General features: G+C 45.1%; 28 protein-coding genes. 3 read left to right on the forward strand and 25 right to left on the reverse strand.

Annotation, left to right across the window (positions count from 1 at the left end; translation table 11 throughout):
* Positions 1 to 20: 20 nt before the first annotated feature.
* The 21 genes from dnaG to rpsU all read right to left on the reverse strand — a co-directional run bounded on the left by dnaG (position 21) and on the right by rpsU (position 19,263).
* Positions 21 to 1,832 carry a DNA primase gene (gene dnaG / locus BC8716_RS19930; RefSeq protein ID WP_094428526.1) on the reverse strand — a complete coding sequence of 604 codons (1,812 nt, stop codon included), beginning with the start codon at positions 1,830 to 1,832 and terminating at the stop codon, positions 21 to 23.
* An 18-nt stretch (positions 1,833 to 1,850) separates the two neighbouring features.
* Positions 1,851 to 2,315, reverse strand: a complete 465-nt coding sequence (locus tag BC8716_RS19935) for a YaiI/YqxD family protein (protein WP_094428528.1) — start codon at positions 2,313 to 2,315, stop codon at positions 1,851 to 1,853.
* A 258-nt stretch (positions 2,316 to 2,573) separates the two neighbouring features.
* Complete coding sequence (locus BC8716_RS19940; protein ID WP_011246531.1) at positions 2,574 to 3,389, reverse strand: pyruvate, water dikinase regulatory protein; 816 nt, start codon at positions 3,387 to 3,389, stop codon at positions 2,574 to 2,576.
* A gap of 24 nt (positions 3,390 to 3,413) precedes the next feature.
* Positions 3,414 to 4,058, reverse strand: a complete 645-nt coding sequence (gene ccpN / locus BC8716_RS19945) for a transcriptional regulator CcpN (protein ID WP_094428530.1) — start codon at positions 4,056 to 4,058, stop codon at positions 3,414 to 3,416.
* 27 nt (positions 4,059 to 4,085) lie between these two features.
* Positions 4,086 to 6,167 (reverse strand): glycine--tRNA ligase subunit beta, encoded by a 2,082-nt coding sequence (glyS, locus tag BC8716_RS19950; RefSeq protein ID WP_094428532.1) that lies wholly within the window; start codon positions 6,165 to 6,167, stop codon positions 4,086 to 4,088.
* The gene (gene glyQ, locus BC8716_RS19955) at positions 6,160 to 7,047 is read right to left on the reverse strand and encodes a glycine--tRNA ligase subunit alpha (RefSeq protein ID WP_094428534.1); all 888 of its coding nucleotides are present in this window, start codon (positions 7,045 to 7,047) and stop codon (positions 6,160 to 6,162) included. Before glyQ ends, glyS begins: the two co-directional genes overlap by 8 nt.
* A gap of 312 nt (positions 7,048 to 7,359) precedes the next feature.
* A complete protein-coding gene (gene recO / locus BC8716_RS19960; protein WP_094428536.1) occupies positions 7,360 to 8,130 on the reverse strand; it encodes a DNA repair protein RecO in 771 nt (256 codons plus the stop codon).
* 28 nt (positions 8,131 to 8,158) lie between these two features.
* Positions 8,159 to 8,302 (reverse strand): YqzL family protein, encoded by a 144-nt coding sequence (locus tag BC8716_RS19965; RefSeq protein ID WP_011246526.1) that lies wholly within the window; start codon positions 8,300 to 8,302, stop codon positions 8,159 to 8,161.
* 199 nt (positions 8,303 to 8,501) lie between these two features.
* Complete coding sequence (gene era / locus BC8716_RS19970) at positions 8,502 to 9,413, reverse strand: GTPase Era (protein ID WP_094428538.1); 912 nt, start codon at positions 9,411 to 9,413, stop codon at positions 8,502 to 8,504.
* A complete protein-coding gene (gene cdd, locus BC8716_RS19975; protein WP_094428540.1) occupies positions 9,388 to 9,804 on the reverse strand; it encodes a cytidine deaminase in 417 nt (138 codons plus the stop codon). Before cdd ends, era begins: the two co-directional genes overlap by 26 nt.
* Positions 9,805 to 9,821: 17 nt before the next feature.
* Positions 9,822 to 10,211 (reverse strand): diacylglycerol kinase, encoded by a 390-nt coding sequence (locus BC8716_RS19980; protein WP_094428542.1) that lies wholly within the window; start codon positions 10,209 to 10,211, stop codon positions 9,822 to 9,824.
* Positions 10,186 to 10,668 (reverse strand): rRNA maturation RNase YbeY, encoded by a 483-nt coding sequence (ybeY, locus tag BC8716_RS19985; protein WP_094428544.1) that lies wholly within the window; start codon positions 10,666 to 10,668, stop codon positions 10,186 to 10,188. Before ybeY ends, BC8716_RS19980 begins: the two co-directional genes overlap by 26 nt.
* Positions 10,665 to 12,839, reverse strand: coding sequence for an HD family phosphohydrolase (locus tag BC8716_RS19990; protein WP_094428546.1), 2,175 nt, complete (start codon positions 12,837 to 12,839; stop codon positions 10,665 to 10,667). The genes ybeY and BC8716_RS19990 overlap by 4 nt, the downstream gene beginning before the upstream one ends.
* Positions 12,840 to 12,877: 38 nt before the next feature.
* A complete protein-coding gene (locus BC8716_RS19995; protein ID WP_094428548.1) occupies positions 12,878 to 13,843 on the reverse strand; it encodes a PhoH family protein in 966 nt (321 codons plus the stop codon).
* 5 nt (positions 13,844 to 13,848) lie between these two features.
* Positions 13,849 to 15,036: a sporulation protein YqfD gene (gene yqfD / locus BC8716_RS20000; protein WP_094428550.1), complete on the reverse strand. Its 1,188-nt coding sequence runs from the start codon at positions 15,034 to 15,036 to the stop codon at positions 13,849 to 13,851.
* A gap of 18 nt (positions 15,037 to 15,054) precedes the next feature.
* Entirely contained in the window at positions 15,055 to 15,348 is a 294-nt protein-coding gene (gene yqfC / locus BC8716_RS20005; protein WP_094428552.1) for a sporulation protein YqfC, read from the reverse strand.
* Positions 15,349 to 15,477: 129 nt separating this feature from the next.
* Positions 15,478 to 16,041, reverse strand: coding sequence for a YqfB family membrane protein (locus BC8716_RS20010; protein WP_094428555.1), 564 nt, complete (start codon positions 16,039 to 16,041; stop codon positions 15,478 to 15,480).
* A gap of 15 nt (positions 16,042 to 16,056) precedes the next feature.
* Positions 16,057 to 17,076, reverse strand: a complete 1,020-nt coding sequence (floA, locus tag BC8716_RS20015) for a flotillin-like protein FloA (RefSeq protein ID WP_094429316.1) — start codon at positions 17,074 to 17,076, stop codon at positions 16,057 to 16,059.
* A gap of 3 nt (positions 17,077 to 17,079) precedes the next feature.
* Positions 17,080 to 18,444, reverse strand: a complete 1,365-nt coding sequence (locus BC8716_RS20020) for an NfeD family protein (protein ID WP_094428557.1) — start codon at positions 18,442 to 18,444, stop codon at positions 17,080 to 17,082.
* 165 nt (positions 18,445 to 18,609) lie between these two features.
* The gene (locus tag BC8716_RS20025; protein WP_094428559.1) at positions 18,610 to 19,068 is read right to left on the reverse strand and encodes a GatB/YqeY domain-containing protein; all 459 of its coding nucleotides are present in this window, start codon (positions 19,066 to 19,068) and stop codon (positions 18,610 to 18,612) included.
* Between the two features lie 21 nt (positions 19,069 to 19,089).
* Positions 19,090 to 19,263 (reverse strand): 30S ribosomal protein S21, encoded by a 174-nt coding sequence (rpsU, locus tag BC8716_RS20030; protein WP_011246513.1) that lies wholly within the window; start codon positions 19,261 to 19,263, stop codon positions 19,090 to 19,092.
* A gap of 187 nt (positions 19,264 to 19,450) precedes the next feature.
* Here rpsU and BC8716_RS20035 point away from each other — a divergent pair, with 187 nt between their 5' ends.
* Together BC8716_RS20035 and BC8716_RS20040 are read left to right on the forward strand one after the other, a co-directional pair.
* Positions 19,451 to 20,377 carry a Na/Pi symporter gene (locus BC8716_RS20035; protein WP_094428561.1) on the forward strand — a complete coding sequence of 309 codons (927 nt, stop codon included), beginning with the start codon at positions 19,451 to 19,453 and terminating at the stop codon, positions 20,375 to 20,377.
* A gap of 81 nt (positions 20,378 to 20,458) precedes the next feature.
* Positions 20,459 to 21,391 (forward strand): aldo/keto reductase, encoded by a 933-nt coding sequence (locus tag BC8716_RS20040; protein ID WP_094428563.1) that lies wholly within the window; start codon positions 20,459 to 20,461, stop codon positions 21,389 to 21,391.
* A 111-nt stretch (positions 21,392 to 21,502) separates the two neighbouring features.
* Here BC8716_RS20040 and deoC read toward each other — a convergent pair whose 3' ends face one another.
* Positions 21,503 to 22,177 carry a deoxyribose-phosphate aldolase gene (gene deoC, locus BC8716_RS20045; RefSeq protein WP_094428565.1) on the reverse strand — a complete coding sequence of 225 codons (675 nt, stop codon included), beginning with the start codon at positions 22,175 to 22,177 and terminating at the stop codon, positions 21,503 to 21,505.
* A gap of 159 nt (positions 22,178 to 22,336) precedes the next feature.
* Between deoC and BC8716_RS20050 the strand changes: the two genes are divergently transcribed.
* Entirely contained in the window at positions 22,337 to 23,587 is a 1,251-nt protein-coding gene (locus BC8716_RS20050; RefSeq protein WP_094428567.1) for a dicarboxylate/amino acid:cation symporter, read from the forward strand.
* Positions 23,588 to 23,634: 47 nt separating this feature from the next.
* Here BC8716_RS20050 and BC8716_RS20055 read toward each other — a convergent pair whose 3' ends face one another.
* The 3 genes from BC8716_RS20055 to BC8716_RS20065 all read right to left on the reverse strand — a co-directional run bounded on the left by BC8716_RS20055 (position 23,635) and on the right by BC8716_RS20065 (position 26,610).
* Positions 23,635 to 24,399, reverse strand: coding sequence for a class I SAM-dependent methyltransferase (locus BC8716_RS20055; protein ID WP_094428569.1), 765 nt, complete (start codon positions 24,397 to 24,399; stop codon positions 23,635 to 23,637).
* A gap of 115 nt (positions 24,400 to 24,514) precedes the next feature.
* Positions 24,515 to 25,852, reverse strand: a complete 1,338-nt coding sequence (gene mtaB, locus BC8716_RS20060) for a tRNA (N(6)-L-threonylcarbamoyladenosine(37)-C(2))-methylthiotransferase MtaB (RefSeq protein WP_011246507.1) — start codon at positions 25,850 to 25,852, stop codon at positions 24,515 to 24,517.
* Positions 25,853 to 25,863: 11 nt separating this feature from the next.
* Positions 25,864 to 26,610, reverse strand: a complete 747-nt coding sequence (locus tag BC8716_RS20065) for a 16S rRNA (uracil(1498)-N(3))-methyltransferase (RefSeq protein WP_094428571.1) — start codon at positions 26,608 to 26,610, stop codon at positions 25,864 to 25,866.
* Between the last annotated feature and the right edge of the window lie 6 nt (positions 26,611 to 26,616).

The following is a 26,616-nucleotide window of genomic DNA, read 5'->3' on the forward strand; positions in this document are numbered from 1 at the left end:
TTCCAAAATTAAACCATACATTACTGGCTTTGGAGCTCTTTTTTTAAGCGAATCAACTCCATTTGCAGTTTTGCCGCCCGGATAGGGTCTTGTTCAAACCGCGCAGCCTGCTGCTGTTCTTTCAGTTTTACCCATTTTGGGTATTGCTCAATCCGCTTTATATAATCAGCAAGCTCCTCGTCTGAACACTCATTTTTTAATGGTTGCATGAGCAAATATGCCGCCAGCTTTGCCAGCCTTCGATCTTCAAGGCTTTCTACAAAACGCTTCATGCTCGCATCAGGCTCTCTAGTAACAAATGAAAGCAAATAAGCATAAAGGGCTTGGTGTTCTTCGAGGTTAAAGCCAGTTCCTAGCTTTTCTGAGACGCGCCACACCATTTCCGTGTCTTGGAGCATATAAGCTAGCAAGATCCGTTCGGCTTTTATATGAGCTGGTACAGGCCGTGCGCTTCCTTGCTTTCGGCCTGAAGTAGGCTTTTCCGCTCGCGGCAGCGCCTTAGGTGTCTCTTTTGTTTGTTTGAGCAGGCGTTCGGCCCGGCTTAACTCTTGGCGCAACACATCCATCGGCAGTGTAAAACTTTCTGCAAGTTGCTGCAAATAGTATTCTTGTTCGACAGAATGCTCGAGTTTTGCCAACATCTGTACGATTTCTTCGATATATTGGAGCCGATCTCCTTCATTTTGCATATTCTTGCCTTGCTTTAAATCCAACATTCGGAATGCCATTACGGATAAGCATTCGTTGTCGAGTATGCGCACAAATGCCTCTTCGCCATGCTGCTTCACATAATCATCTGGGTCGAGCCCTTCGGGAAGTAGGCAAATCGACACTTTGCAGCCAGCTTCCTCCAACACGGGAATCGCTTTGCGAATCGCTTCTCTCCCGGCACGGTCGCCATCATAACATAAAATGACTTCTTCTGCATTGCGGCGAAGAAGTTTTGCATGATCGCTGCTTAAAGCAGTGCCTAGCGTAGCAACAACATTTGTCACTCCAGCTTTCCAAGCAGCCATTACGTCAAATGCCCCTTCTACTAATAGGGCTTTGTTTTGTTTACGTATGCTCGGACGAGCTTCATGCATATGGAATAACGTCTTTGCTTTGTGGAAAATCGGCGTTTCCGGGCTGTTTAAGTATTTCGGTTGGCCTTCGCCAATGGCCCTACCGCCAAATGCCACTACGCTTCCTTGACTATCCGTAATCGGAAACATAAGTCGCTCACGAAACAAGTCATAATAACCCTTTCCTTGTTTGCGTTTCGCCAAAAGGCCTGATTCTGCCATTACAGCTAAGTCAAGACCATTTTTTTCAAAGATCACAGCGAGCGTTTCCCAATCATTAAGGGCATAGCCGATTCGGAAATGTTCAATCTGTTCTTGCGTGAAAAGTCTCTCTTGTGCATAAACACGCCCTGGAGCCCCTTCTTCTGTTAGCGTCAAAATGCTATGGTAAGTAGAGGCAGCGAGCTCGTGGCCTTTTTTCATTTGCCTGATGCGCGCATCTTCAGGTTTGTCCGTCTCTGTTCTTTGCATTTGCGGCAAAGCTATTTTTGCACGTTCTGCGAGGTGAGAGACAGTTTCAGAAAAAGACCAGCCCTTCAATTCCTGCAAAAAAGTAAACACATTCCCACCGGCTCCGCAGCCAAAACAATGGTACACTTGTTTGTCTTCCGATACAGAAAAAGACGGCGTTTTCTCGTCATGGAACGGGCAAAGGCCTCCGTACTGACGCCCTTGCTTTTTTAGCTGCACATATTCGCCGATGACCTCAACAATATCACTTGCTTCCCTGATCTCTGTAAGTGTTTCATCGGGTATTTTCACAGCCACTAGGCAATCACCACAATTCTATTCCTTTGCTATCTTTTCAAGTACGGCATATAGAGCATGATAGAACGCGGCGCGGTCAGATGCTGTAAATTTTTTCGGGCCACGCGTCTTTTCCCCAGCTCTCCGGGCTTTCTGTGAGGTATGCCTCCATGCAAGCATAGCTGGCATTTCCTCTTCTTTATACACATGCCCGCGGGGCGACAACACGATCACACCTTTTACAAGAAGGAGTGACGCTAACGCATGATCTTGCGTCACACAGACATCTCCGCGGTGGACAGATTGCAGCAAATAAAGATCTGCTGCTTCTTTACTCGTATCGACAATAGCCGTTTCTACATCCTTTGGCAAACTCATGGTATGCGCATAAGAATAAACAAAGACCATTTTTTTGCCGAATGTCCGCGCAAGCGAAATGACTTCTTCTTTTACTGGGCAAGAATCCGCATCAACGTAAACAGTCGTGTTAGATGGAATCACCATACACTATCATTCAACATTTTCAACAGATCTCCTTCTTCCTTGACGAAAAAAATAAAAATGTGTCGAAAAAAGCGCTACAGCTATCCTTCCTTCAGTTCTATCATTGCCAAAAAAATAAGAATAAGTCTTGACTTTTTAAATTTATTTGTTCTCTTAGGGTTTTATACATAAAAACAATGAATCATCAATGATAAAATCCCCAATGTTCAATTATACTTGATTGGGGATCATTTGAACAGTAAGAAGTATCAACAATACTTAATTTCGTTGAAACATGCTTGAAATTAAATTGGCTGTTTCTTCAACTGCTTTATTTGAAACATCGATAACAGGGCAATTGACCCGATCCATTACCTTTTTCGCATATTCGAGTTCTTCTTTAATACGATCGATGTTTGCATAGTTGGCTTCCGATTTAAGCCCTAGCGCTTTTAATCGCTCAGTGCGAATGCTATTTAGTTTTTCTGGACTGATTTTTAAGCCGATGCATTTTTTGGAAGAGATTTTGAACAATTCTTCCGGCGGTTCGACCTCAGGAACAAGAGGGACATTCGCCACTTTTAGTCGTTTATGGGCTAAGTATTGAGAGAGCGGCGTTTTCGAAGTACGGGAAACACCGATCAGTACAATGTCGGCAAGAATAATACCACGGGGATCCCGTCCGTCATCGTATTTAACCGCAAATTCAATTGCTTCAACTTTGCGGAAATAATCTTCGTCCAACCGGTAGATCAGCCCAGGTTCATAGCGCGGCTTTGCATTGGTTAAGTCGGTAATCTTTGAAAGTACTGGTCCAATGATGTCCACCGTTTCTACATTCGCCGCCTTTGCGCTTTCCAACAAAAAGTCCCTTATTTCTGGGACGACAAGCGTAAAAGCAATCAGCGCCTTGGCTTTGCGTGCAATTTGCACCACTTCTTGGATCGTCCCTTTGTCCTCTACATAGGGAATCCTTCTAAGCTCCACATTGGAGCCACTAAACTGGCTGACAGCAGCTTTTACAACAAGCTCCGCCGTTTCCCCTACGGAATCGGAAACAATGTAAACAACTAGGCGTTCTGTGTCGTTTGTCATAAGCGCGCCCCTTTTCTTTTGAAGTTACATTCCGTCTTTACTGGCTAGATCTACAAGCAGCTGAGTAATATTGGTTTTAGTAATACGCCCCACCACTTCGAAACCTGATCCAGCGTCTACTTTTTTTACAATTGGCAATCCATCAATTTGCCGGGAGATGAGCTTTTGTGCGACTTCAATTACCGAATCATCCTTCTCACACATTGTAATGTTTGGCATTCGCGTCATGATGACACTCACAGGAATAGACTCAATCGACTGTCCGCCCATGCTTGCCCGCAGCAAGTCTTTTCGAGAAGCAACTCCAACCAATGTTGCATGGCTATCTACAATAAAAAGTGTGCCTACATCTTCTAAGAACATCGTGCAAATCGCTTCGTATACAGAAGCTGATTGCTCAATCAAAACGGGCCTCGATTGATAATGGTGAACTTTGATTTCCTGGAGCTTATCGGCAAGAACGGGGCTTTCACTTTTCCCCGTATAAAAGTAGCCTACCCGAGGCCGGGCGTCCAGGAACCCGGCCATTGTTAAAATAGCCAAGTCTGGACGTAGAGTCGCCCTCGTTAAGGATAGACGTTCTGCAATATGTTCGCCGGTAATTGGGCCATTTTCTTTTACAATATCGACGATTTGCTGTTGCCTAGTTGATAATTCGATTGGACTCACCTCTTTTTTAAGCCAGTGCCAATAATCTTAGGCCGAGAAGACGATCTTTTGAAAATCAGCATAGGACTGGATTGATTTCGCCAATCGGTCAAGCAGCGCAAGGCGATTATTGCGAATGGCTTCATTGTCGGCCATCACCATCGTATGGTCAAAGAACGTGTTGATCGTGTCACGACACTGAGCCAACGCTTGATAAGCAGCAAACGCATCTTTGGTCTTCCAAGCCTCAGCCAAGCCGAACTCGACCTCTAGCGTAGCAGCAAGCAACCGTGACTCCGTTTCATTTTCAAACAGATCTTCGGAAATGAGACCACCTTTTGGCGCTTTTTTAGCCAAATTTGTGACACGACTCAAGCTTTCGGTCACTTCTTTAAACTCCCGGTCTTCCGCACGTTCAGTTAACAGCCTTGCCTTGGCGAACATCGTATACACATCGACAAGCGGAGCGGCAAGCACCGCATCGACAATATCATAGCGAAAGCCAGCTTCTAGCATGACATGCTTTAAGCGATTCGCAAAGAAGCTGATTAATTCCTGCTTGGTCGTTTCGACTTTTTCTGTCATAAACCCTTTTTTTGCAATGGAATCAAGCGCATGCACAGCCATGTTTTTAAGTGTCAAAGGCATTTCAGTTTGGAGAAGAATGTGGATGATCCCAGTTGCTTGACGGCGCAACGCATACGGATCTTGTGAGCCAGTGGGGATTAAACCAATGGAAAAACAAGAGACGACCGTATCGAGTTTGTCGGCAAGCGCCAACACTGCACCCGCTTCAGTTTCAGGCACTTTGTCCCCTGCAAAGCGAGGCAAGTACTGTTCATAAATAGCTTTCGCTACTTGAGGGGTCTCGCCTGCTTTTTCCGCATATTCCTGCCCCATTCTTCCTTGTAGTTCTGGAAATTCGCCAACCATGTAAGTCACAAGGTCGAACTTGGCAATAGCGGCCGCCCGCTCCACTGTTTGTCTTTCTTGGGCACCTAAGTTCGCCTCACCTGCAAGCCATGTGGACAATTCGCCGATACGGGCCACCTTTTCGCCCATTGTACCAATCGCTTCATGAAAAACAATGTTGTCTAGTTTGGCGTTTGCTGCCTGAAGGGAAATTTTTTGGTCTTCATGATAAAAAAAGGCAGCATCAGACAAGCGAGCACGTAACACTTTTTCATTGCCCTTGGCGACATTTTCAATAAATTCTTCATTTCCGTTTCGCACTGTAATAAAGTACGGAAGCAAACGGCCATCTTTCGCTTCTACTGGAAAATAACGCTGATGTTCACGCATCGTCGTAATCAATACTTCTTTCGGCAAAGCTAAAAACGAATCGTCAAATGAGCCTGATAGCGCAGTTGGATACTCGACTAATTGTGTCACTTCTTCAAGAAGCGCTTCATCTATTGGCACAATCCAACTATGCTCTTCCTCCATTTGCTTTAACTGACTTACAATCGCTGCTTTTCGTTCGTCAGCATCGGCAATGACATAGTGACGTTTCAGGGCGTCGGCATACTCGATTGGATTCTCTAATGGAAAGTTAGTCCCTAAAAAACGGTGTCCCGTCGTGTTTCGCCCTGTTTCGATACCGTTAATTGAGAAAGGAATGACGTCCTCGCCATAGAGAGCGACAAGCCACTGGATCGGCCGAGCATAGCGAAGGGAGTAGGTGTTCCATCGCATGCTTTTTGGAAATGTTAAGCCCGTAATCAATTCTTTAAGTTCCGGCAATAGCACGCTTGTTTTTTCACCCTTTTTATGTGTTTTGGCAAACACATAATCAGTGCCATTTACCGCTTTTATTTCCAACTGGCTCGTTTCTACTCCTTGGCCTTTCGCAAATCCAAGCGCCGCTTTTGTCCAAGCGCCGCTTTCGTCTTTGGCAATTTTTAAGGCAGGACCTCTTGTTTCATCATGTATATCAGGCTGCCGATCCGCCAAATTTTCAACGAGTACAGCCAACCTTCTTGGCGTAGCGTAAGAATGGATTTCTCCGTACGAAAGGCCTTTGTCATCAAGCCATGCTTGCACTTTTTCAGCGAGCTGTGTAATGGAAGGCGTAACAAAACGAGCCGGCAACTCCTCCAATCCTAGTTCAAGTAAAAATGGCTTATTCATCGTGGGCGTCCTCCTTTTTAAGCATAGGAAAGCCAAGCTTTTCTCTCTCTTCATAGTACTTGCGCGCCGCTTTTCGAGCGAGTGTGCGAACCCGGGCAATATAGCCGGTTCGTTCTGTTACGGAAATGGCGCCCCGGGCGTCAAGCAAATTGAAGCTATGGGAGCATTTTAAAATATAGTCATACGCAGGAAAAACAAGATCGCGCGCTAGTGCTCTTTCTGCTTCTTTTTCATAAGTAGAAAACAACTCAAACAACATGTCTACATCAGAAACTTCGAATGTATACGTAGAATGTTCATACTCTGGCTGTAAAAAGATATCGCCATAGGTGAACCCTTCGACCCACTCCAAGTCAAATACATTTTCTTTATCTTGGATATATGTGGCCAATCGTTCCAATCCATAAGTAATCTCTGCAGACACGGGATTAGCCTCCATGCCGCCTACTTGCTGGAAATACGTAAATTGGGTAATTTCCATCCCATCTAGCCATACTTCCCAACCGAGGCCCGCACACCCGAGCGTTGGGTTTTCCCAGTTGTCTTCTACGAACCGAATGTCATGTTTTAAAGGATCAATGCCTAATGCACGAAGACTATCCAAATATAACTCTTGGATGTTCAATGGAGACGGCTTCATAATGACTTGAAACTGGTGGTGTTGGTAAAGCCGGTTCGGGTTTTCACCATAACGCCCATCAGCAGGACGACGGGATGGCTCCACATACGCAACATTCCAAGGCTCTGGGCCAATCGTGCGCAACAACGTATGGGGGCTCATTGTGCCTGCCCCTTTTTCGGTGTCATACGCATTTAAAATAATGCAATTTTGTTTCGCCCAGAATGATTGGAGCGTTAAAATCATGGTTTGTACATTCATTGATCAACTTCCTCCTTTTTCAGCGCAGAAGACAAAAAAGCGCCCCTACGCCTATTGGCGTAGGGACGAGGTTCACCCGCGGTTCCACCCTACTTATTAAACGCTTATTAAGTTCCTCAGACATCAGCCTAAGTGACCTCAACTTAATTTAAGCGTCTAATCTCTTTCTTCCGAATGTGCTCAGGAAGCGCCTTCAACATTTTCTGGCTCTTTGGCTTCCACCCTCCCAAAGTCGCTACAAACCAGTCGGCAAATGCTGTTTTTTTCCGTCACTGCACCTATAATCGTATCCACATTATACGCTTGCTCCTCCTACTTGTCAACGTCACTGTTTAAGCCGCCAATTTTGTCTAGTTGGCTAATAAAGCGGCGCGCTTTTAACTGTACCCCCACATACTCATCGTAGTAGGTGCGGATAATCAATTCCAACCGCCGCTTCGTTTCAGCTTTCACAGAAATGGTGCCTACTTTCGTCAAATCGACGTAATAAAGCACTCGAAACAACTTGGCAAATGGGAGAGTAATCGGGAAAGCGCGCTCGTCTTTATGAATACAATTCCTGCATAAAAACCCAGCAAAAGCAACTGAAAAAGCAACAGGATCACGGGTCTCTGAGCGGCAAGAGGCACAGCAATCAAGCTCCGGTTTAGCTCCAGCTAGTGGAAGCATCTTCATATCCAAGATTCGGGCAATTATTTCCGCGTCTTGTCCGGCGTTGATTTGCCGCAACGCCAGCAGAAGCCAATCAAATAAAAAGAACGTCGGTTTGCGCTCTTCCGTCAGTTTGTCGACAAGTTCAGTTATATAAGCGGCATAGGCCGATTTAACGATATCAAATTGCAGTTCTTTAAATGAATCGACGGCCTCCCCTTGGCTTAAAGAGGGAAGACCGTTTCCTTGAAAATATAAGTAACTTCCATAAACAAACGGCTGTGTTACAGCGGCAAAGCGACTGTTAGGCTTTTTTGCCCCCTTCGCCAAAACAGCAAGTTTGCCGTCTTCTTTTGTAAAAAGAGTCACGACTTTATTTGTTTCGCCATAATCAATTGATTTTAGCACGATTGCATCTTGTTTTTTTAACATTGTCCATCCTTACAGCAAGCAACAGGATTTAAGATAAGGTTGAATCCGATAAATCATCTGGTTCATAAGCCGTTTCCTCTTGCACTTCCATGTCCCGCTCCAACTCTTTATGAAGCAGGTATGTTTCAACGTTGCCCGTTTGCGAAAACACTTTCCATGTTAGAACAAGCATGTTAAACGCCTCCCTCTCCTTAAGTCTTCGGTTGTATCATTCCCTTATCCGCATCGCCCATTCGATGGAAATATTGTTAATTGCCTGCGCTTGACTTTTTTGATTTGGTTAATTTTATCAGATTGTTTGTTTAATCATAAATCAGGCGACACAAAAAAACAATGGTCAAACGCCCAGTTTGAACCCATTGTTTTCCCAGTTAATATTCATTTTCATTAAAACCATAATCCTTTAATTGAGACGGTCGGTTACGCCAGTCTTTTTGGACTTTCACCCACAGTTCCAAATAGACACTGGAACCAAGCAGCGCTTCAATGTCGCCTCTAGCAAGCTGGCCGACTTCTTTTAGCATGGCACCATGTTTGCCAATGATAATGCCTTTTTGCGACGAGCGTTCGACGATGACAGTGGCGCCAACATATACTTTGCCATTGTCCCGCTTTTTGATTTGTTCAATGACTACAGCGACAGAATGTGGAATTTCTTCTTTCGTCAAATGAAGAACTTTTTCGCGAATAAGCTCCGCAATTATAAACCGTTCTGGGTGGTCCGTCACTTGGTCTGCTGGATAATATTGCGGCCCTTCTTCCATGTGCTCCACAATTTGTTCGACAAGCGTTGGCACATTATTCCCTTCCAATGCAGAAATCGGGATAATTTCTGCAAATGGATAACGATCCTTGTACAAATCAATCACTTTAAGCAGCTCTTCTGGAGAAACTTTATCAATTTTGTTAATTAATAAAAACACTGGCGTTTTCGTTTCATGAAGTCGTTCGATAATATACTGTTCACCAGGGCCGAATTTCGCATCCGCTTCCACCACGTATAAAATCAAATCCACTTCGCGGAGCGTATTTTTTGCGACTTTCATCATAAAGTCGCCTAGCCGGTGTTTTGGTTTGTGAATGCCAGGCGTGTCCATAAAGACAATTTGCGCGTCGTCTCGCGTCAACACGCCTTGTACTTTATTCCGTGTTGTTTGCGGCTTGTCTGACATAATGGCAATTTTCTGGCCAATCACCCGGTTTAAAAGGGTTGACTTTCCAACATTTGGCCTGCCAATAATGGACACAAACCCCGATTTAAATGTTGTTGTTTTTTGCTTCATATAAATCCTCCGCTTTAAAAAATCCAGGCAGCAATTCTTCCACTGTTGTTTGTTTCACATTTCCTTTTAAGTTACATAAATAAACAGGCATTTCTGGCGGACACAATTCGGCCAGCACTTGCCTGCATGCACCGCATGGCGAGACCGGGCCTGGTGTGTCTGCAGCAACTGCCATTGCTTTAAATGGCTTTTGCCCCGCTCGATATGCTTTAAACAAAGCAGTCCGCTCCGCGCAATTCGCTAAGCTATATGCTGCATTTTCAATATTTCCCCCTAAGACAACTGAACCGTCTTCAAGGAGCAACGCCGCTCCTACAGCGAATGATGAATAAGGGACGTAGGCGTCCTTCCTTGCCGCGATCGCTTGTTGCATTAATGTTTCGGCATCCATTTTAGCACGACTCCTTCTTACTGGAATAATTCGAACAAGTACGGAAAAAAGATCATTACTCCTATTACCGCAGCAAAAATACAGAACACAAACACACTGGCGGCAGCAATGTCTTTTGCACGCTTTGCTAAAGGGCGGTATTCTTCCGTCACTAAGTCGACGGTACGTTCAATTGCCGTATTCATCACTTCCAGTGACAGTACACCGCCGACCACAAGCAAAAGCACGAGCCACCGCTCAATTGAAACAGACAACGCCCAAGCAGCAATCAATACAACCGCCCCACTAATTAAGTGGATACGCATGTTCTGCTCATGCTTAATGACATCAATGAGCCCTGCGCTTGCGTAACGGAACGAATGCAAAAAGCGGCGAATTCCTTTATGATTCCGATCTCCCAAGCCCATAGGATTGTAAAATCTCCTCTTGTTTAGTGAACATTTGCTTTTCCTCTTCCTTGTTCATATGGTCGTAGCCAAGCAAATGAAGAAAGCCATGGACAACAAGGAAAGCAAGTTCCCGTTCAAACGAATGGCCATAGTCAGCAGCCTGCCTCTCGACATGGGGGACTGAAATGACGATGTCCCCTAACAAATTAGGTAAGCCAAGATCCTCATGAAAGGTTGGATCGAATTCGCCTGTCTCATCATTTAAGGCAAATGACAGTACATCCGTCGGGCGGTCAATCCCTCGATGTTCACGGTTTAACTCGTGAATGTCCTCTTCGGTAGTAAATGTCACCGACACCTCACTTTGCTGCAACAAGCTCACTTCTTTCGCAGCATGGTTTAGGACGTCCTTAACTAGTTGCAATTGCTCGCTTGAAAGAAACTGCCCTTCATCATTTAATTCCACATCAATCATGGCTTTTCTCCTTTAGGCTTTTCTTCTGGATACTCGATTCGTTGATGGAATGTGCCATTTAACGTTTCACATAAGGAAACTTTAATGGCGTTTAATTCGGCTAGCGTCAGATCAGACTCGTCGAATTGCCCATCTTCCAGCTTATCTTTAATAATTTTATCAACCAGATTTTCAATTTTATCAGGGGTCGGCTTTTGCATAGAACGAACTGCCGCTTCTACACTGTCCGCAATCGAAATGATTGACGTCACTTTCGTTTGCGGTTTTGGCCCAGGATAGCGAAATTGTGATTCTGGCAAAGGTTTTTCCGCATCCTCATTTGCTTTGTGGTAAAAAAACTTCAGCAAACTTGTGCCGTGGTGCTGTTCGGCAATATCAATAATCTCCTTAGGCATCTTATGTTGCCTAAGCAATTCTGCCCCATCGTAAGGATGGGAAATGATAATGGTCTTGCTGAGTTGGGGCGAAATTTTATCATGTGGATTTTCGCCTTTAAGTTGGTTTTCAATAAAAAAGTGGGGCCTCCGTGTTTTCCCTAGATCATGGTAATAAGCGCCAACACGGGCTAACAGCCCATTTTCCCCGAGCACCTCGCAAGCAGCTTCAGCCAAATTGCCGACAACCACACTATGATGGTATGTCCCGGGAGCTTCAGTCAAGATTTTCCGCAAGAGCGGATGGTTCGGGTTCGAGAGTTCGATTAACCTTGTAACTGATAAAATCCCAAAAGCTGTTTCAATAAATGGCAAAAGCCCAATCGTCAGCACCGCAGCTATAAATGCAGACAAAAATGCTGCTGAAAAATGCAAGCCAATCTCCATTACATTTAAATGGATGCTTTTCATTAATAATAGCGCAAGTACAGTGATAATATTCGCGCAAGCAACAAACAGACCGGCCCGCAAAATCCGCGTAGCTTTGTTGGTACTATTTAAAAAGTAGGTAGCCGTTAAACAGCTTATAAATATATAGAAACCATACGTAAATGAAAATGTGCTCGTAGAATCGTGATTGTAATAAACGCTGCCAATAATCGCAAACAAAAAGCTAGAAACAATCGCGATTTTTGGCTGCAACAATAACGTAAGGAGCATTGCCCCTGCTGCAGCTGGGACAACAAACCCAAATCCGTTTATCATCAATAGGCTCTCTAAGTAACTCGATGTTTTCATTAATGCCACAATCACGGTAAAGACGATCGCATACATGAGCAAATGGGAGTTGTCAGTGGCAACGGTCGTTTGCGAATCGTTTAAAAAATAGGCTAAAACCGCGATCAGAATGAAAACAAATAGGGCTAACCCTATGTAGGGATAAATGATTAATGAATCATCGAGCAAGCCGACAAGGCGGAGCTGTTCGTAAACTTGGTGGTTAACGATGTCCCCTTGTTTTACAATTAGCTCCCCTTCGCGAATGAGAACAGGCTCGATCGCTTCAGATGTTTCCTGCCTTAATCGTTGTGTTGCTTCTGCATCATATGTAACATTGAACACAATCGCCATGTCAACAATTTCAGCGACAGCATGGCGCACATCAGAAACAAGCGTCGAAATGCTTTCAATTTGGTCTCGCGCTTCTTGTTTTACCTCCTGCAAATCGCCAACACGAATTTGTTGGCTCATCGTTTCATGAACTGTATTTACCGAGGTGTCCAGGGCTAATTGGAATTGGGCATCCGTAGCCTCAAGCAAGGCGACGATCGTTTCATCTTGCAAATCAGCATTTGTAGTATCGGAGAAATCAGCGCGCACACGTTCAACTTGGTCTTCAAGAGGCATGTTCTGGTCATCGCTGTCCTCCTCCTCCCCTTCCAGCTCGGCTGAGTCTTCCCTCACACTTCCAATTACACTAAAGATATCATTGACTTGCTGAACTCTGTCTTCTTCGTATTTTGTATTGTGCTTCATTTGGGAATCAATGCTGGCGATCGCTTCCGTCCTTCGCTGCTCCGTTGCCGCTTGGTCCACTACCGTCATAGGTGCACGAATATCTTGCTCCGCTGGCTCGGACAAATTTACGTTTAGCCGCTCTGGTATGACGTTGTCTAACATCGATACATAAATCAGAACGCCTAGGATCGCGAGAATGGTTACACGAATATAGGGTTGGTGTTTAATTTTTCGCCACCATGCACGAGTGGAAGGCGCTTTACGTTTGTCTGCAGCCATAGCTGGTCACCTCGCTTTCTGCCCAAAAAACGTTTTGGTCACTGCTCGTTTTCTGTACGTTCGTATGCCTCAAGAATTCGTTGGACTAGCAAATGCCTGACTACATCGCTTGCTTGCAAGTAAACGAAACCAATGCCTTTCACGGTTTTCAGCTTTGCCAATGCTGCTTGTAAACCTGACCGTTTGCCTTTTGGCAAGTCCACTTGTGTCAAGTCTCCATTTATAACCATTTTCGAACCAAAACCTAACCGAGTAACAAACATTTTTATTTGCTCTTCGGTTGTGTTTTGGGCCTCGTCCAAAATGACGAACGCATCATCAAGTGTACGCCCTCGCATATAGGCAAGCGGCGCGACCTCGATCGTCCCTCTTTCCATTAACCTTGCTGTATGCTCCACGCCTAAAACTTCATGGAGCGCGTCATAAATGGGACGCAAGTAAGGGTCCACTTTTTCTTTCAAATCCCCTGGCAAGAAACCGAGGCTCTCTCCGGCTTCAACAGCAGGCCTAGTCAAAACGATCCGTTGCACATGGCCCTCTTTTAAGGCAGCAACAGCCATGACGACAGCTAAATAGGTTTTGCCAGTCCCCGCTGGGCCGACACCAAAAACCATGTCGTGTTTTTTAATCGTCGATACATAGTGCCTTTGGCCAAGTGATTTTGCGCGGATATTTTTCCCTTTTACAGTCGTTGCAATATTTTCGTCGTATAAATCATGAAGTTCCTCCAGCTTGCCAGCCGCTTCTAGCTGTACGGCGTACAAGACATCACGCTCACTTATTTGCTGTTGCCGTTCGACCACTTGTTCAAGCGCTTGAAGGACATTGGCGGCGCGCTCAATTTCACTTGCTTCACCAATCGCTAATATTGCTTCGCCTCTTGTGACGAGTTGGATCGACAACTCTTCCTCCAATCGTTTTAAATGCTGGTCATTTGGCCCATATAGCGCTTGCGTAATACGAGCGTCTTTTGCGCCTAGCTGGATTAAAGATGTTTCAGACAATCGCCTCAGTCTCCTTGGATAATTGGTTTTTCGCGTGCAATTTCTTCTAGAACTTGGTAATGAATCATTAAAGAAACTTTATCATTTTCGACCGCTTCTTGCAAAACATGTTCAGACATGATTTCCGCATCTTCTGGAATTTTCTCTCTTAACTCCCGCCGCGCTTCCTCTTTCGCGACTGCAACAGCTTCCTCTTTTGTATACGTGCGAGTAAATTCTAAGGTTTCACGCTGTTCGATCGTACGGAACTGAATCGGCAAACGATAGCCAAATAAAGACCACTCCGTCTCCTGTTCAAACGTCTCATACGTCTCATAATCCGGTTCTTTTATGTTCCAAAAAGGAATCTCTATGTCACCTAATACAAGCACACGCTTGCTTTGTTGCTCGCCTGTCAAAGAAGCAAATGTGTTTTCGAACGGAACAGTTACAGAAGAAGTATACCATATTTCACCGATTACCGATGCTTTTGCAGCTACAGTCTGTTCTTTTCCTTCAGCGCCAATAAATCCGGATACAAGCAATTCGCCTTCTTCTACAAAATCATTGGTTTTTTTCACCGCTTTGCCATCTTCTACAAACATTTTATGGATGACCGCTTTTTTTGCGGCAACAAGATGACGGGGACTCAACAACTCAGGGGCTTCTTGGCGTACTTGCTCGACTACCTCAAATTCAAAGGTCGTCCCTTTTTTGCGCACACCAATCCAAGTTGCCTCATCGATATGCTCCGTTACAATGCGTTGCACTTCGTCAGGTTGCGGTAATGTAAACTGAAAAGCGCCTCGCCTAATGCCAATTTCATCGATCACTTCACGCAACTCTTGTTCGACGTGGGGGGACGCTCCCTTGATGTGAATTCCCCATACCATACTCGACGAAAACAACATGAGCATGAAAAAGGCCACCATCCCAATGGCAAACCCGGCGCGGATTTTTACTTTTTTCATAAAAAAAGGCAAACCAGATCGTTTTGTAAAGGTTGTCTTACATCCAGAATGTCGAAAGAGAACACGGATTTTTGCAATATTGTTCAACGCTACATCAAACTGAATGTTGTCATTACCTCCATGCCGGACATTCCAGACATGGACATCGTTTTTTAGGCATGCATTCAGTAGCCTTTCTGGATATTGGCCAGCCACTTCTACCGTAACAGACCCAATAAATGATTTAAGGAAATCATTTCGCATCTCCGTCTGGCTCCTTTCTTAACGGTTCTTTTTGTCATCAATGAACAGCACTTCATCAATCCGCCCTTCCAACAGTAACTCTTCGGGCAAAATCGTTTTTAATACAAACCCGTCACCTTTTATCAGCAACTGACCTTGCTTTAAAAGAAGGCGAAGCTCCTGGCTGGAAAAACGGAGCACACCTTGATGGTTTTCAATGTAAATATGCAGCTGGCCGATCATTGTGATTCGCGGCAAATCCATGAGGACATCAGCAGGAAGCTGCATGTGATGGGCAATCCAGTTTTTCATTCGGCTCGTCATCTTTTTCATTTGGCAGCCCCCTCTCCTAACGAGTCTATGAATCAATGAAGGGAAATAGCACAAAAAACCGCAGCCCAATGGGGGGCTGCGGTAAGGTTGCCGACAAAGTCGACAATATCAAGCTGAAATGCCTGTTTATTAATACTGTCTACGAGGGTATTTTGCCAATTTCCGTCCTTTAGGCGGGCCTAAAATTTCCGCCAAAACAACGGCTTTCATCGCTTCTTTTCCAGAAAGCTGAGACAGGTTTAAATCAAGGGGCTCACCGGCATTCGCCTCGTCCCTTTTTCTAGAAGCTAAATTCTGTTCTGCCTCTTTAAACCTGTTGACACGTTCTTGCAGTTGGTGTCTGCGCTCCTGGAGTTTTTCTGTTTTCTCTAGTGCACGCTCACTTGCTTCAACACTTGCAGGTTGAATATCTGGTTGAGCAGGCGGGGCGGATTCTTGCGGAAAATAGTCTTCCCAGCGTATTTCCTGCTGCTTCGGCTGTCTATGATCGACGCGAGGCTGCGTTTGTACCGGTCCTCGTTGCGGCCGTTGCTGCGGCTGTTGTTCAACAGGAGGCTGTTCTGGTTCTTCTTCGCCTCTGTTGTTCTGTTGTTGAGTGGCCTGACCCATTCGCGAGAAAAAGCTGACCAATCCACCAATAAGCAAAATCAGAAGGAACGGATTGGCAAACAGAAAATCAAATAAACCGGACATTCAATCCCCTCCTGTTTATTTGTCGTTACGGTTGCGAGGGTCATTTTTCGAATGCTGTTCGTCTTTCGTTCCAGATGCTTTGCTGATCGAATCTCTCATATCCGTATCAGCCATTACATTTTGGTAATTCATATAATCCATTACGCCCATATGGCCTTGACGGAGTGCTTCGGAAAGAGCCATTGGTACTTCTGCCTCTGCTTCCACAACCTTCGCGCGCATTTCTTCGACACGGGCCTTCATTTCTTGCTCTTTCGCTACAGCCATCGCGCGACGCTCTTCTGCTTTGGCTTGAGCAATGTTTTTGTCTGCTTGCGCTTGGTCTGTTTGCAATTCTGCACCAATGTTTTTGCCGATATCAATATCTGCAATATCAATCGATAAGATTTCAAAGGCTGTTCCTGAATCAAGCCCTTTTGAAAGGACGGTCTGTGAAATCATGTCTGGGTTTTCAAGCACTTTTTTATGATCGTCTTGTGAACCAATTGTCGAAACAATCCCTTCGCCGACACGGGCAATGACCGTGTCCTCCCCGGCACCACCAACCAGGCGGTCAATGTTGGCACGAACGGTGATTCGCGCTTTCGCTTTTACTTCAATTCCATCCATTGCTACACCAGCAATAAACGGCGTTTCAATGACTTTCGGGTTAACACTCATTTGCACTGCTTCCAGGACGTCACGTCCAGCAAGGTCAATTGCTGCTGCCCGTTCAAAACTTAAGTCAATGTTGGCGCGCTGCGCAGCAATCAAGGCATTAACGACACGGTCGACGTTCCCCCCTGCCAAATAATGCCCTTCCAATCGGGATGTATCCAAGTCAAGGCCCGCTTTTACTGCTTTAATGAGCGGGTTGACGACACGCGCTGGCACTACCCGACGGAGCCTCATCCCTACAAGTTCAAAAATACCGATTTTCACACCGGCCGCAATCGCAGATATCCATAGTGCGACTGGCACAAACGTAAACAATATTGCAATTAAAATAATTGCAAGTGCAATGGCAATCAAAACGAAAATCGTTGAATCATTCATCATCTAGTCTGTCTCCTCCTTCTTTAATGTCTGTACCGGATCTACTTTCCGCACAACGACACGGGCACCGGATACATGAATCACTTTGAGCGAACTGCCTTTCTCAATATAGCCCCCTTCAGAAACGACGTCAAGCCGCTCGTCTCCTATCAGGGCAATACCAGCTGGTCGAAGGACACTAAGCGCTTTGCCTTCCATTCCGACAAGTGACGGGTCCGTTTCTACAGAGAGATACCCTTCTTCTACTGTCGGCTGGGTGGATAAGACAAGCCTTTTCCACGGTCCTTTGTCACCAAAGAACACGAACAACACAATAGCCGCCACAATAGACACAAACAAGGCAATACCGACCGAAAAAACCATCACCGTCGTCGAAAAAGAGGCCATAAAGAATCCGCCGACGATTAAACCAATTCCTAGAAGGCCAAATATGCCGAACCCAGGTGCTATAAATTCAATACCGAGAAGCACTCCCCCAACAACGACTAAGATGAGGGACTCCCAGCCAGCAAAACCGGCAACCATGTGGCCAAAAAAGAATAGTAGCAATGCGCTTATCCCCATAATACCTGGGACGCCAAACCCTGGCGAGTACAGTTCCATAATTAAGCCTAAACTGCCAATCGAAAGCAAGATCGGAATGACAATTGGATTCGTCACAAACCGAGCAATCTGTTCAGCAATGCTCACATCCGCTTCCGTCACATGGACTTCCTCTTTATCATAGCCTAAATAGTTAAGCACACCTGCTAAATCATCCTTAATGGCTTCGGCATAGCCGACTTCATACGCCTGTTTGGCATTTAGCGTGAGATAACCGGAAGGGAACCCTTCTACATCAAATTCAGCATTTGCCATCGCCTCTGCATAATCAGGATTCCGGCCGCCTTCAGGGCCATGTTCACTAGCGGCAGTCTTCATGCGACTGATCCAGAGAGACTGGGTTTTCTCTTCTGCTGCATTACCAGACCCATCAATCACACCAGCGGACCCAATTTGGCCATTCGGTACCATGATGATTTCATCTGCATTTAAAGCAATATAAGCGCCTGCTGAAATCGCTTCACTATTGATAAAGGCGGTAACAGGAATATCCGTGCTATTGATAATATTAGCGATATGGCCAGCTGCGTCGACAGCGCCTCCTGGGGTGTTAATATTCAAAATGATATGGTCCGCGCCGTTTTCCTCAGCCTCTGAAAATGAGCGCTCAAGAAAGGCTTCAAGGCCCCGTTCGACCGTTTGTTCAATCGGAATTACATAAATGGACGCGTTCTTTGAATCGGCTTGGTTGGCAAGCACCTGAAACGGCAAAAGCACACACGCCAGCAGCCAGGACACTAAGGCGAATTTCATCCACTTGCCCACTCGTCTATCCTCCTCCTTTTCCAGGTGTTACTTTATGTACGATTCCATTCGCCTAGAGGTTTCAGTTCCTTCATAAAAAAGTGTATCACGCCATCCGGAGAAAACCAAACAATTCTATTGTTACGCTAGGGAATAGTAAAAAACCTCCGCTTAACAGCAGAGGTTTTATTCGTTCGATTCATTCGTTAAATGCTTGACAACAAGGCAATTAACGAGGGCACCATCGGCTTTGCCTTTTACTTTTGGCATGATTGCGCCCATTACGTTTCCCATATCAGCTTTTGAGGTAGCATTTGTTTGTGCAATTGTCTCTTTTACAATTGCTTCCAATTCATCGTCTGACAATTGCGCAGGCATATATTCGTTCAGCACGGATAGCTCCGCTTCCTGCTTTTTTACTAGATCTTCACGATTCGCTTGTTGAAATTCATGGAGGGATTCTTTACGCTGTTTGACTTCTCGGCTAAGAACAGCTAAGCTCTCGCTCTCAGTCAAATCACGCCCAAGCTTAATTTGCTCGTTTTGCAATGAGGACTTCACCATACGGATGACAGAAAGCCTGTCTTTATCTCTATTCTTCATCGCAGTCTTCATATCTAGGTTTAACCTCTCAAGAAGATCCAAGGGAAACCACCCTCTCAAAAATTAGAACTTGCGTTTACGAGCCGCTTCAGATTTCTTTTTACGTTTTACACTTGGCTTTTCAAAGTGCTTGCGTTTTCTTACCTCAGCTAACGTTCCTTCTTTAGAGAGTGATCTCTTAAAGCGACGAAGTGCAGCATCAATCGATTCGTTTTTGCGAACACGAGTTTCTGCCATTTTATTTCCCTCCCTCCGAAAACAACCAAACTCAACACGTACATAAAGCACGTCTGCTTAACATTATAATACAGTGGCTCTTTTTAAGTCAACTGCAATCCGAAAACTTCCGCCTTCGCCTATACCACCAAAAGTTGCTGTCATGTTCTCTCCACTTGTCCATATAGTGTAAGGACGAGGTGGTTGCATGGGAAAAGAACTGTTTACAGTTATGGCTGTATTTATTACGCTTTTTCTGTTCGGCATGTTCATCTTGCGAGCCGGATTATTACAGATAGGGGTAGAAAAAGTCCAAACGCTTTTGTTGAAAGCGACTGACTCCCCTTGGAAAGGGCTGATTGCAGGTACACTTATCACAGCGCTTTTTCAGTCAAGTTCTGTTGTAATGGTGCTTTTAGTTGGCCTTGTTGCTGCTGGCATCATTTCATTCAGGCAAACGATCGGCGTCATTTTAGGGACAAATATCGGTTCTTGCTTTACATTAGAACTGGTTGCCTTCCAACTATCCGATCTGGCAGTACCGCTGCTGCTATTCGGTCTCGTTTTGCTTATGTTTAAAAATGCGGCCTCCTACACAGCAGGATGTGTTTCATTTGGAATTGGCTGCATTTTTTTAGCGATGACGGGACTTGAATCATTAGCAGATCCACTCGCCTCCTTCCCTGTCACTCATCACTTTTTTCAATGGACAAATGACAGCCACTTAACAGGCATCGGAGTCGGTGCTATCGTGACGACCATTATTCAGTCCAGCACAGCTACGATCGGCATGGCAATGGGTTTTATCCAAGATCAAGGACTTTCAATGGAATCTGGAATCGCGATTATGCTCGGCGCCAATATTGGCACTTGCTTAACCGCATACATTGCAAGCATCGGCGCAGGGCACACCGCTAGGCTTGTAGCCCATGCCCACATTTGGCTCAATTTATTGGGGGCCGTTTTGTTTTATGCTTTGATCCCTTATTTAGCTGATGTTTCCTATCTGCTTGCAAAAACGGCTAGCGTCCAACTGGCTCATGCAAGTACGCTGTATAATATTGCTTGCTCACTCCTTGTCCTCCCTTTCACCGCTAAATTTGCCCAGTTTGTCGAACGTGTGGCGAAAGGATGACCACTTCCTTGCATGTCCTGGTTTTTAGTGGCTATTATAAGGGAAATAGCACCAAGAAACCATTTTTAAGGAGGAGATTGAATGAAACAGTCGATTCTCGGAAAATCAGGGCTACGTGTATATCCCATTGGTCTTGGCACCAATGCTGTTGGCGGGCACAACCTTTACCCGAACTTAGATGAAAACGCTGGTAAAGACTTGGTGCGCCAAAGCATTCAACATGGCGGCAATTTTCTTGATACAGCATTTATTTATGGCGAAGGACGCTCAGAAGAATTAATTGGCGAAGTTCTGCAAGAGTTTAAGCGAAGCGATGTGATTGTTGCTACCAAAGCCGCCCATAAAAAACAAGGCAACGATTATGTATTTGATAATTCTCCGTCCTTTTTAACAAAAGCAGTCGATGATGCGTTAAAACGACTGCAAACGGATTACATTGATTTGTTTTATATTCATTTCCCTGACGAATCAACGCCAAAAGACGAGGCCGTCCAAGCATTGGCTGAATTAAAAAAGGCAGGAAAAATTCGTGCAATAGGTGTGTCAAACTTTAGCTTAGAACAATTAAAAGAGGCAAATAAAAACGGGGATGTCGATGTTTACCAAGGTGAATACAATTTACTGAACCGGGAGGCAGAAGAGACGATTTTTCCGTACGTCACAGAGCACCGAATTTCATTCGTCCCTTACTTCCCACTCGTATCAGGCTTGCTTGCTGGTAAATATGACAAAGAAACCACTTTCCCTAGCGGCGATTTGCGCAATTCACAAAAGCATTTCCAAGGAGAAACGTTTAAGGAAAACATCGACAAGGTCAACAAACTACAACCTATCGCAGACAACCATGGCGCCGACATCGCCCATGTAGTGCTGGCTTGGTATTTGATGCGTCCAGAAATCGATGTTGTCATCCCTGGAGCAAAGCGTGCTGAACAATGGATAGCTAACAAAAAGGCCGCTGATATCCAGTTAACAGACACAGAAAAAGCGTATATAAGCGACCTGTTTTCATAAAAAGACACAACAAAGGCGGAGCATCTCTCCGCCTTTCAGACTGTAAACAAACGCTCGTATACTCCGTCGTTGGACAGGCCTATCCGTCTGAGTGGTTAGCGCCTTTGTGTATTAGTAGCCGCTGCTTCCTGTTGCACCTGTTACGATCGCTACTCCTGCACTTGCGCCAATACGAGTTGCGCCTGCTTCTACCATCGCATTCACAGCTGCTAAATCACGAATACCGCCTGAAGCTTTGACACCTACATCAGCGCCGACAACTCGGCGCATTAGCGCAATATCTTCCACCGTAGCTCCTCCTGTTGAGAAGCCTGTAGACGTTTTGACATAATCAGCTCCTGCTTGAACAGCAAGTGCACATGCTCGCTCTTTTTCCTCGTTCGTCAACAAGCATGTTTCGAGAATGACTTTTGTCAGTGCTTTGTCTTTTGCAGCATCGACAACTGCTCGAATATCATTTAACACCATTTGGTCTTGTTTATCTTTAAGAGCAGCAACATTGATAACCATGTCGACTTCAGTGGCGCCATTGTCAATCGCATTTTTTGTTTCATACGCTTTCGTTTCAGGCGTTGATTGGCCTAGAGGAAAGCCAATTACTGTACAAACTGCAACATGTTTGTCCTCTTTCAATTGTTCAGCGGCGAGTTTTACCCAATAGGGGTTAATGCAGACTGAGGCAAATTGGTATGTTTGTGCTTCTTTGCATAATTGGAGAATTTGTTCCTTTGTCGCATCTGCCTTAAGCAGTGTATGGTCAATCAACCTTGCAATATCGGTTGCCATTGAACCCATCCTTTCCTGATTTGTACGTGCCTATGCTATCATACCATGAAAAAAAGGCAAAACGAACAGCCAGCAAGACGAGCAATTGGCGATTGTCGTTTTGCCTTATCCTATGTATGATAAGAGAGCAGCAATGTACATTTGTAAGGAGAAATGACGATGAGACAATTTTTACAGCAGTACCGCTTTTCACTGATTTTACTAGGAGCCGTTGCTATAGGAGGGGCATGCGGCGTTTATTTTGGGGAGGATGCGACGATCGTTCGCCCATTTGGCGATCTATTCCTTAACTTTATGTTTATGATGATCGTACCACTTGTGTTTTTTAGCATTTCCTCAGCGATTGCAACGATGAACGGGATGAAGCGCTTAGGAAAAATAATGGGCACCATGTTTGCAGTCTTTTTTGTGACAGCGGCAATTGCCGGCGTTTTGGCACTTTTTGGATCTTCCCTTGTCCCGCCTTTATCAGAGACTGAAACAGCTTCACTGCAAGGAGAGCTCTCTTCTTATACGCCTGAAGAAGCTAATGAAGAATTCAATTTGCTTGAAGAGCTTGTACAAACAATTACTGTCCCAGACTTCGCCGATCTTTTTTCGCGAAGCAACATGCTACAATTGATTGTTCTATCTGTATTTGTTGGTTTGGCCACTACAGCCGTTGGTGAACAGGGCAAGCCGTTCGCCCAATTTTTACGTTCAGGTCAGACTGTCATGATGAAAATTATTTCTTATATTATGTATTACGCTCCGATCGGTTTAGGATGTTATTTTGCCGCTATTATTGGCGAACTCGGAAGCCAACTACTTGGTGGATATTTACGCGTACTCCTCCTATATATCGGCATTACAGTGGTTTATTTTTTTGGTTTTTTTACTTTATATGCATACGTTGCCGGCGGCAAGTTTGGCATCAAAACATTTTGGAAACATGCGGTCGCGCCATCGACAACTGCGTTGGCAACATGTTCAAGTGCAGCGAGCATTCCCGTTAATTTGCAGGCAGCAAAACGGATGGGCGTTCCAAAGGACATTGCTGAAACGGTAATTCCTTTAGGGGCTAATACCCATAAAGACGGGTCTGTGATTGGCGGCGTTTTAAAGATTGTCTTTCTCTTTACGCTTTTTGGTAAAGAAATGGCAAGCCCTACCGCTGTTTTAAGCATCTTGGCAGTCGCTTTTTTAGTTGGCGCCGTGATGGGAGCCATTCCTGGCGGTGGCCTTGTTGGTGAAATGCTTATTCTTAGCATTTTTGGCTTTCCACCAGAAGCATTGCCGTTAATTGCTGTCATTTCCACGATTATTGACGCCCCAGCTACACTGCTTAACTCATGTGGAAACACCGTTTGTTCGATGTTGACTGCCCGTTTTGTTGAAGGGCGACAGTGGCTCAGTACCCAGCGATCATAAGTGCATACGAGCATGGCGCAAGGACCCACCTTGCGCCATGCTGCTTTCTAGTTTTTTTCAAGCTCAAGCAAAATTGATTGCCCACAAAATGTAGAGACCTCTCCGTCTACTTCTTTGATCGCATATGCCCGTTTTTCTCTTTCTCCTGCCGCTAACATCCACTTTCCTAAATCGCGTTTTTTTGCTTCATTCAACTGCACCCTCGCTGTCCAGTCATGAAAATCAAATTGCTTGCAAAACGTGTGCAGCTGTTTAACTGCAAAACCAGCTTCTTCTGCCATTTTTAACCATTCTGATTTTTTATAAGCGCGAACATGGCTCGGATCGCGGTATGTTTCAAGCTTATTATAAAAGCGGTCAAGGGCGTCTTCCTCAAAAGCCACATTATCGAGCAAATAGAGCTGCCCTCCTTGTTTGAGGACTCTGTAAGCTTCCCTTAAAAAAGCAGGCACTTCGTCAAAATGGTGGGCGGCAATACGGCAAACGGCTAGATCAAACGAAAAAGCGGAAAATGGTAGCTTTTCAGCAGTAGCTTCGACAAATTCAATATTGGTTATGTGATTCGTCGCTGCTACATTTTTAGCGGCAGCTAGCATTTCTGGCGTCACATCGACAGCTATGACGTTCTGCACATAAGGGGCAATCGTTTTAGCAGCATGCCCCGCCCCGGTCGCGATATCAAGCGCCGTCTTCGCTTCGCTGTTGCTAATAAGCGCCTTTAACAGTTCTAAATCTTCTCCTTTCGCATGGTTCTTGCTTGTTACATAGGCATTCGCATTCGGTCCAAACGTGTCTCTTGCTTTTTGTGTCATCCCTTCCCCTCCCTTTGCTTTTAGTATAAAACACGGCGGTAGGGAAAGATATTCGGAATAAATTATCGCCCTCTATAAAAAAAACGCATCCCGAAATTTTTCGGGAATGCGTTTTTTACACAATTTGCTTGTAATCTTCTAAAACGCGGACAAATTCGCCACGGTTATATGGATAGCCCGCCTCTTTGATTTTTACGCGCACCAATTTTCCAATCATTGTTTCATCAGCCTCTAGTTTTACTTTTAAATAGTTATCTGTATAGCCGACAAACAAGCCGCTTTCAGGGTTGTCTTTATCTCGCTCTTCTGGTATGACTTCAAGCACTTCATTCTCAAAACTTGAAGCATATTCTTTCGCTAATTGGTTTGACAATTCAATTAAGCGGTGCACACGTTCATTTTTTATGGCCTCATCAATTTGGTCTGTCATCCGGGCAGCTGGCGTACCTGTGCGCATCGAATAAGGGAATACATGCAATTCACTGAACTTATGTTTGGCGATAAAGTCGTATGTTTCTTGGAACTCTTCTTCTGTCTCGCCAGGAAAGCCAACAATGACATCAGACGTAATTGCAAGCCGTGGAAGGGCTTGTTTTAACTTTTCGATCCGTTCTTCATAAGCAGCCATCGTATACTTCCTGCGCATCCGTTTCAGCACAGTATCCGATCCAGATTGGAGCGGAATATGCATATGGCGGACCACTTTGCTTGATTTGCCGATCACCGCAATGACCTCGTCGGTTAATTGGCTCGCCTCAATCGACGAAATACGAAGCCGTTTCAGCCCCTCTACCTTTTCCAAATCCTCTAACAAACGGGCAAGGCTATAATCCTTCAAATCTTCGCCATAGCCGCCAGTATGAATGCCAGTCAACACGATTTCTTTGTAGCCAGCATGAACAAGTTGCTGGGCTTGGCGCACGACTTCTTGCGGATCACGGGAACGCATCAACCCTCGCGCCCAAGGAATAATGCAAAATGTGCAGAAATTGTTGCAGCCTTCTTGAATTTTTAAGGACGCCCGTGTCCGATCTGTAAATGAAGGCACATCCAATTCTTCATATACCCTTGATTTCATAATATTGCCGACAGCGTTGATTGGCTGCCGCTCTTTTTTATATTGGTCGATGTAACCAAGCATTTTCGAGCGGTCTTGCGTACCGACAACAATATCGACCCCAGGAATGGCCATCACTTCCGCAGGGGACGTTTGCGCATAACAGCCAGTTACGCAAATAACAGCGTCTGGGTTTTTGCGAATCGCGCGGCGAATGACTTGCCTGCTTTTTTTGTCACCTGTATTGGTGACCGTACATGTATTAATGACATAGACGTCTGCAGTCTGTTCAAACTCGACTTTTTCATAGCCTTCTTGTTTAAACAGCTGCCAAATCGCTTCCGTCTCGTAATGGTTTACTTTACAACCTAATGTATGAAACGCAACAGTTGACAACTGGATTCACCTCATAATTCAAATTGGTACGAAAGAGCGGCTAACACGTACATAGCAGCCGTTTCGGTACGGACAATGCGAGGGCCTATGCTGCAAGAGACCGCGCCCTTGGCCGACAAAAGCGCCACTTCCTCACGAGTCAGCCCTCCTTCAGGACCGACAATGACCAAAAGGGACATGCCTGGTTTGAGCATAGCAAAGGCGCGCTTTAAATTTGCCTTTTCACCTTGCTTCGCTTCTTCTTCATCACAAACAATGCAGACATCATAATGAGTAAGAGCCTCGGCAACCGTTTTTAACGGCACAGGCTTGGCCACGGTTGGCACGAAAAGACGATGTGCTTGTTCTGCGGCTTCCTTAGCAATCTTTTGCAAACGCTCCGTTTTCTTTGTGCCCTTCTTTTCATCCCATTTTACTATAGATCGACTCGCAGAAAAAGGCGCGAATGAGTACGCGCCAAGTTCTGTTCCTTTTTGGACGATGGTTTCAAGCTTATCGCCTTTCGGCAGGCCTTGCGCGACCGTCACCCGGATCGGCAATTCTGTCTCGTTGTCCACTTCGTTGAGGACAGTGCCTTTGACGCTAGATGGATCGAATTGCGAAAGCTGAACAAGCACGGCTTTGCCGTCTTCATTGACGCAAATGACTTCATCACCTGCTTGCATTCGCATCACTTTTGTAATGTGTGCGGCGTCGTCTCCAGTTATTTCGACAACTTCATTTGTCAACTGTTCATTTTTAATAAAATAACGCTGCATGCCTTT

It is taken from the genome of Shouchella clausii, assembly GCF_002250115.1.
In the GTDB taxonomy this organism is placed as follows: Bacteria; Bacillota; Bacilli; order Bacillales; family Bacillaceae_D; genus Shouchella; species Shouchella clausii.

Bases quoted from the DNA above. Each gene is read 5' to 3' on its own strand.
- ybeY (WP_094428544.1), bottom strand. From the start codon at position 10,668: ATGATTGATGTGGAATTAAATGATGAAGGGCAGTTTCTTTCAAGCGAG.
- BC8716_RS19940 (WP_011246531.1), bottom strand. From the start codon at position 3,389: ATGACAAACGACACAGAACGCCTAGTTGTTTACATTGTTTCCGATTCC.
- yqfD (WP_094428550.1), bottom strand. From the start codon at position 15,036: ATGCGAAATGATTTCCTTAAATCATTTATTGGGTCTGTTACGGTAGAA.
- BC8716_RS20055 (WP_094428569.1), bottom strand. From the start codon at position 24,399: ATGACACAAAAAGCAAGAGACACGTTTGGACCGAATGCGAATGCCTAT.
- BC8716_RS20065 (WP_094428571.1), bottom strand. From the start codon at position 26,610: ATGCAGCGTTATTTTATTAAAAATGAACAGTTGACAAATGAAGTTGTC.
- BC8716_RS19935 (WP_094428528.1), bottom strand. From the start codon at position 2,315: ATGGTGATTCCATCTAACACGACTGTTTACGTTGATGCGGATTCTTGC.
- BC8716_RS19965 (WP_011246526.1), bottom strand. From the start codon at position 8,302: ATGCTTGTTCTAACATGGAAAGTGTTTTCGCAAACGGGCAACGTTGAA.
- yqfC (WP_094428552.1), bottom strand. From the start codon at position 15,348: ATGAAAAAGATGACGAGCCGAATGAAAAACTGGATTGCCCATCACATG.
- recO (WP_094428536.1), bottom strand. From the start codon at position 8,130: ATGTTAAAAAAACAAGATGCAATCGTGCTAAAATCAATTGATTATGGC.
- BC8716_RS19990 (WP_094428546.1), bottom strand. From the start codon at position 12,839: ATGGCTGCAGACAAACGTAAAGCGCCTTCCACTCGTGCATGGTGGCGA.
- era (WP_094428538.1), bottom strand. From the start codon at position 9,413: ATGAAGCAAAAAACAACAACATTTAAATCGGGGTTTGTGTCCATTATT.
- BC8716_RS19980 (WP_094428542.1), bottom strand. From the start codon at position 10,211: ATGGGCTTGGGAGATCGGAATCATAAAGGAATTCGCCGCTTTTTGCAT.
- BC8716_RS20010 (WP_094428555.1), bottom strand. From the start codon at position 16,041: ATGTCCGGTTTATTTGATTTTCTGTTTGCCAATCCGTTCCTTCTGATT.
- cdd (WP_094428540.1), bottom strand. From the start codon at position 9,804: ATGGATGCCGAAACATTAATGCAACAAGCGATCGCGGCAAGGAAGGAC.
- rpsU (WP_011246513.1), bottom strand. From the start codon at position 19,263: ATGGCAGAAACTCGTGTTCGCAAAAACGAATCGATTGATGCTGCACTT.
- BC8716_RS20035 (WP_094428561.1), top strand. From the start codon at position 19,451: ATGGGAAAAGAACTGTTTACAGTTATGGCTGTATTTATTACGCTTTTT.
- glyQ (WP_094428534.1), bottom strand. From the start codon at position 7,047: ATGAATGTACAAACCATGATTTTAACGCTCCAATCATTCTGGGCGAAA.
- floA (WP_094429316.1), bottom strand. From the start codon at position 17,076: ATGAATGATTCAACGATTTTCGTTTTGATTGCCATTGCACTTGCAATT.
- BC8716_RS20040 (WP_094428563.1), top strand. From the start codon at position 20,459: ATGAAACAGTCGATTCTCGGAAAATCAGGGCTACGTGTATATCCCATT.
- deoC (WP_094428565.1), bottom strand. From the start codon at position 22,177: ATGGCAACCGATATTGCAAGGTTGATTGACCATACACTGCTTAAGGCA.
- glyS (WP_094428532.1), bottom strand. From the start codon at position 6,167: ATGAATAAGCCATTTTTACTTGAACTAGGATTGGAGGAGTTGCCGGCT.
- BC8716_RS20050 (WP_094428567.1), top strand. From the start codon at position 22,337: ATGAGACAATTTTTACAGCAGTACCGCTTTTCACTGATTTTACTAGGA.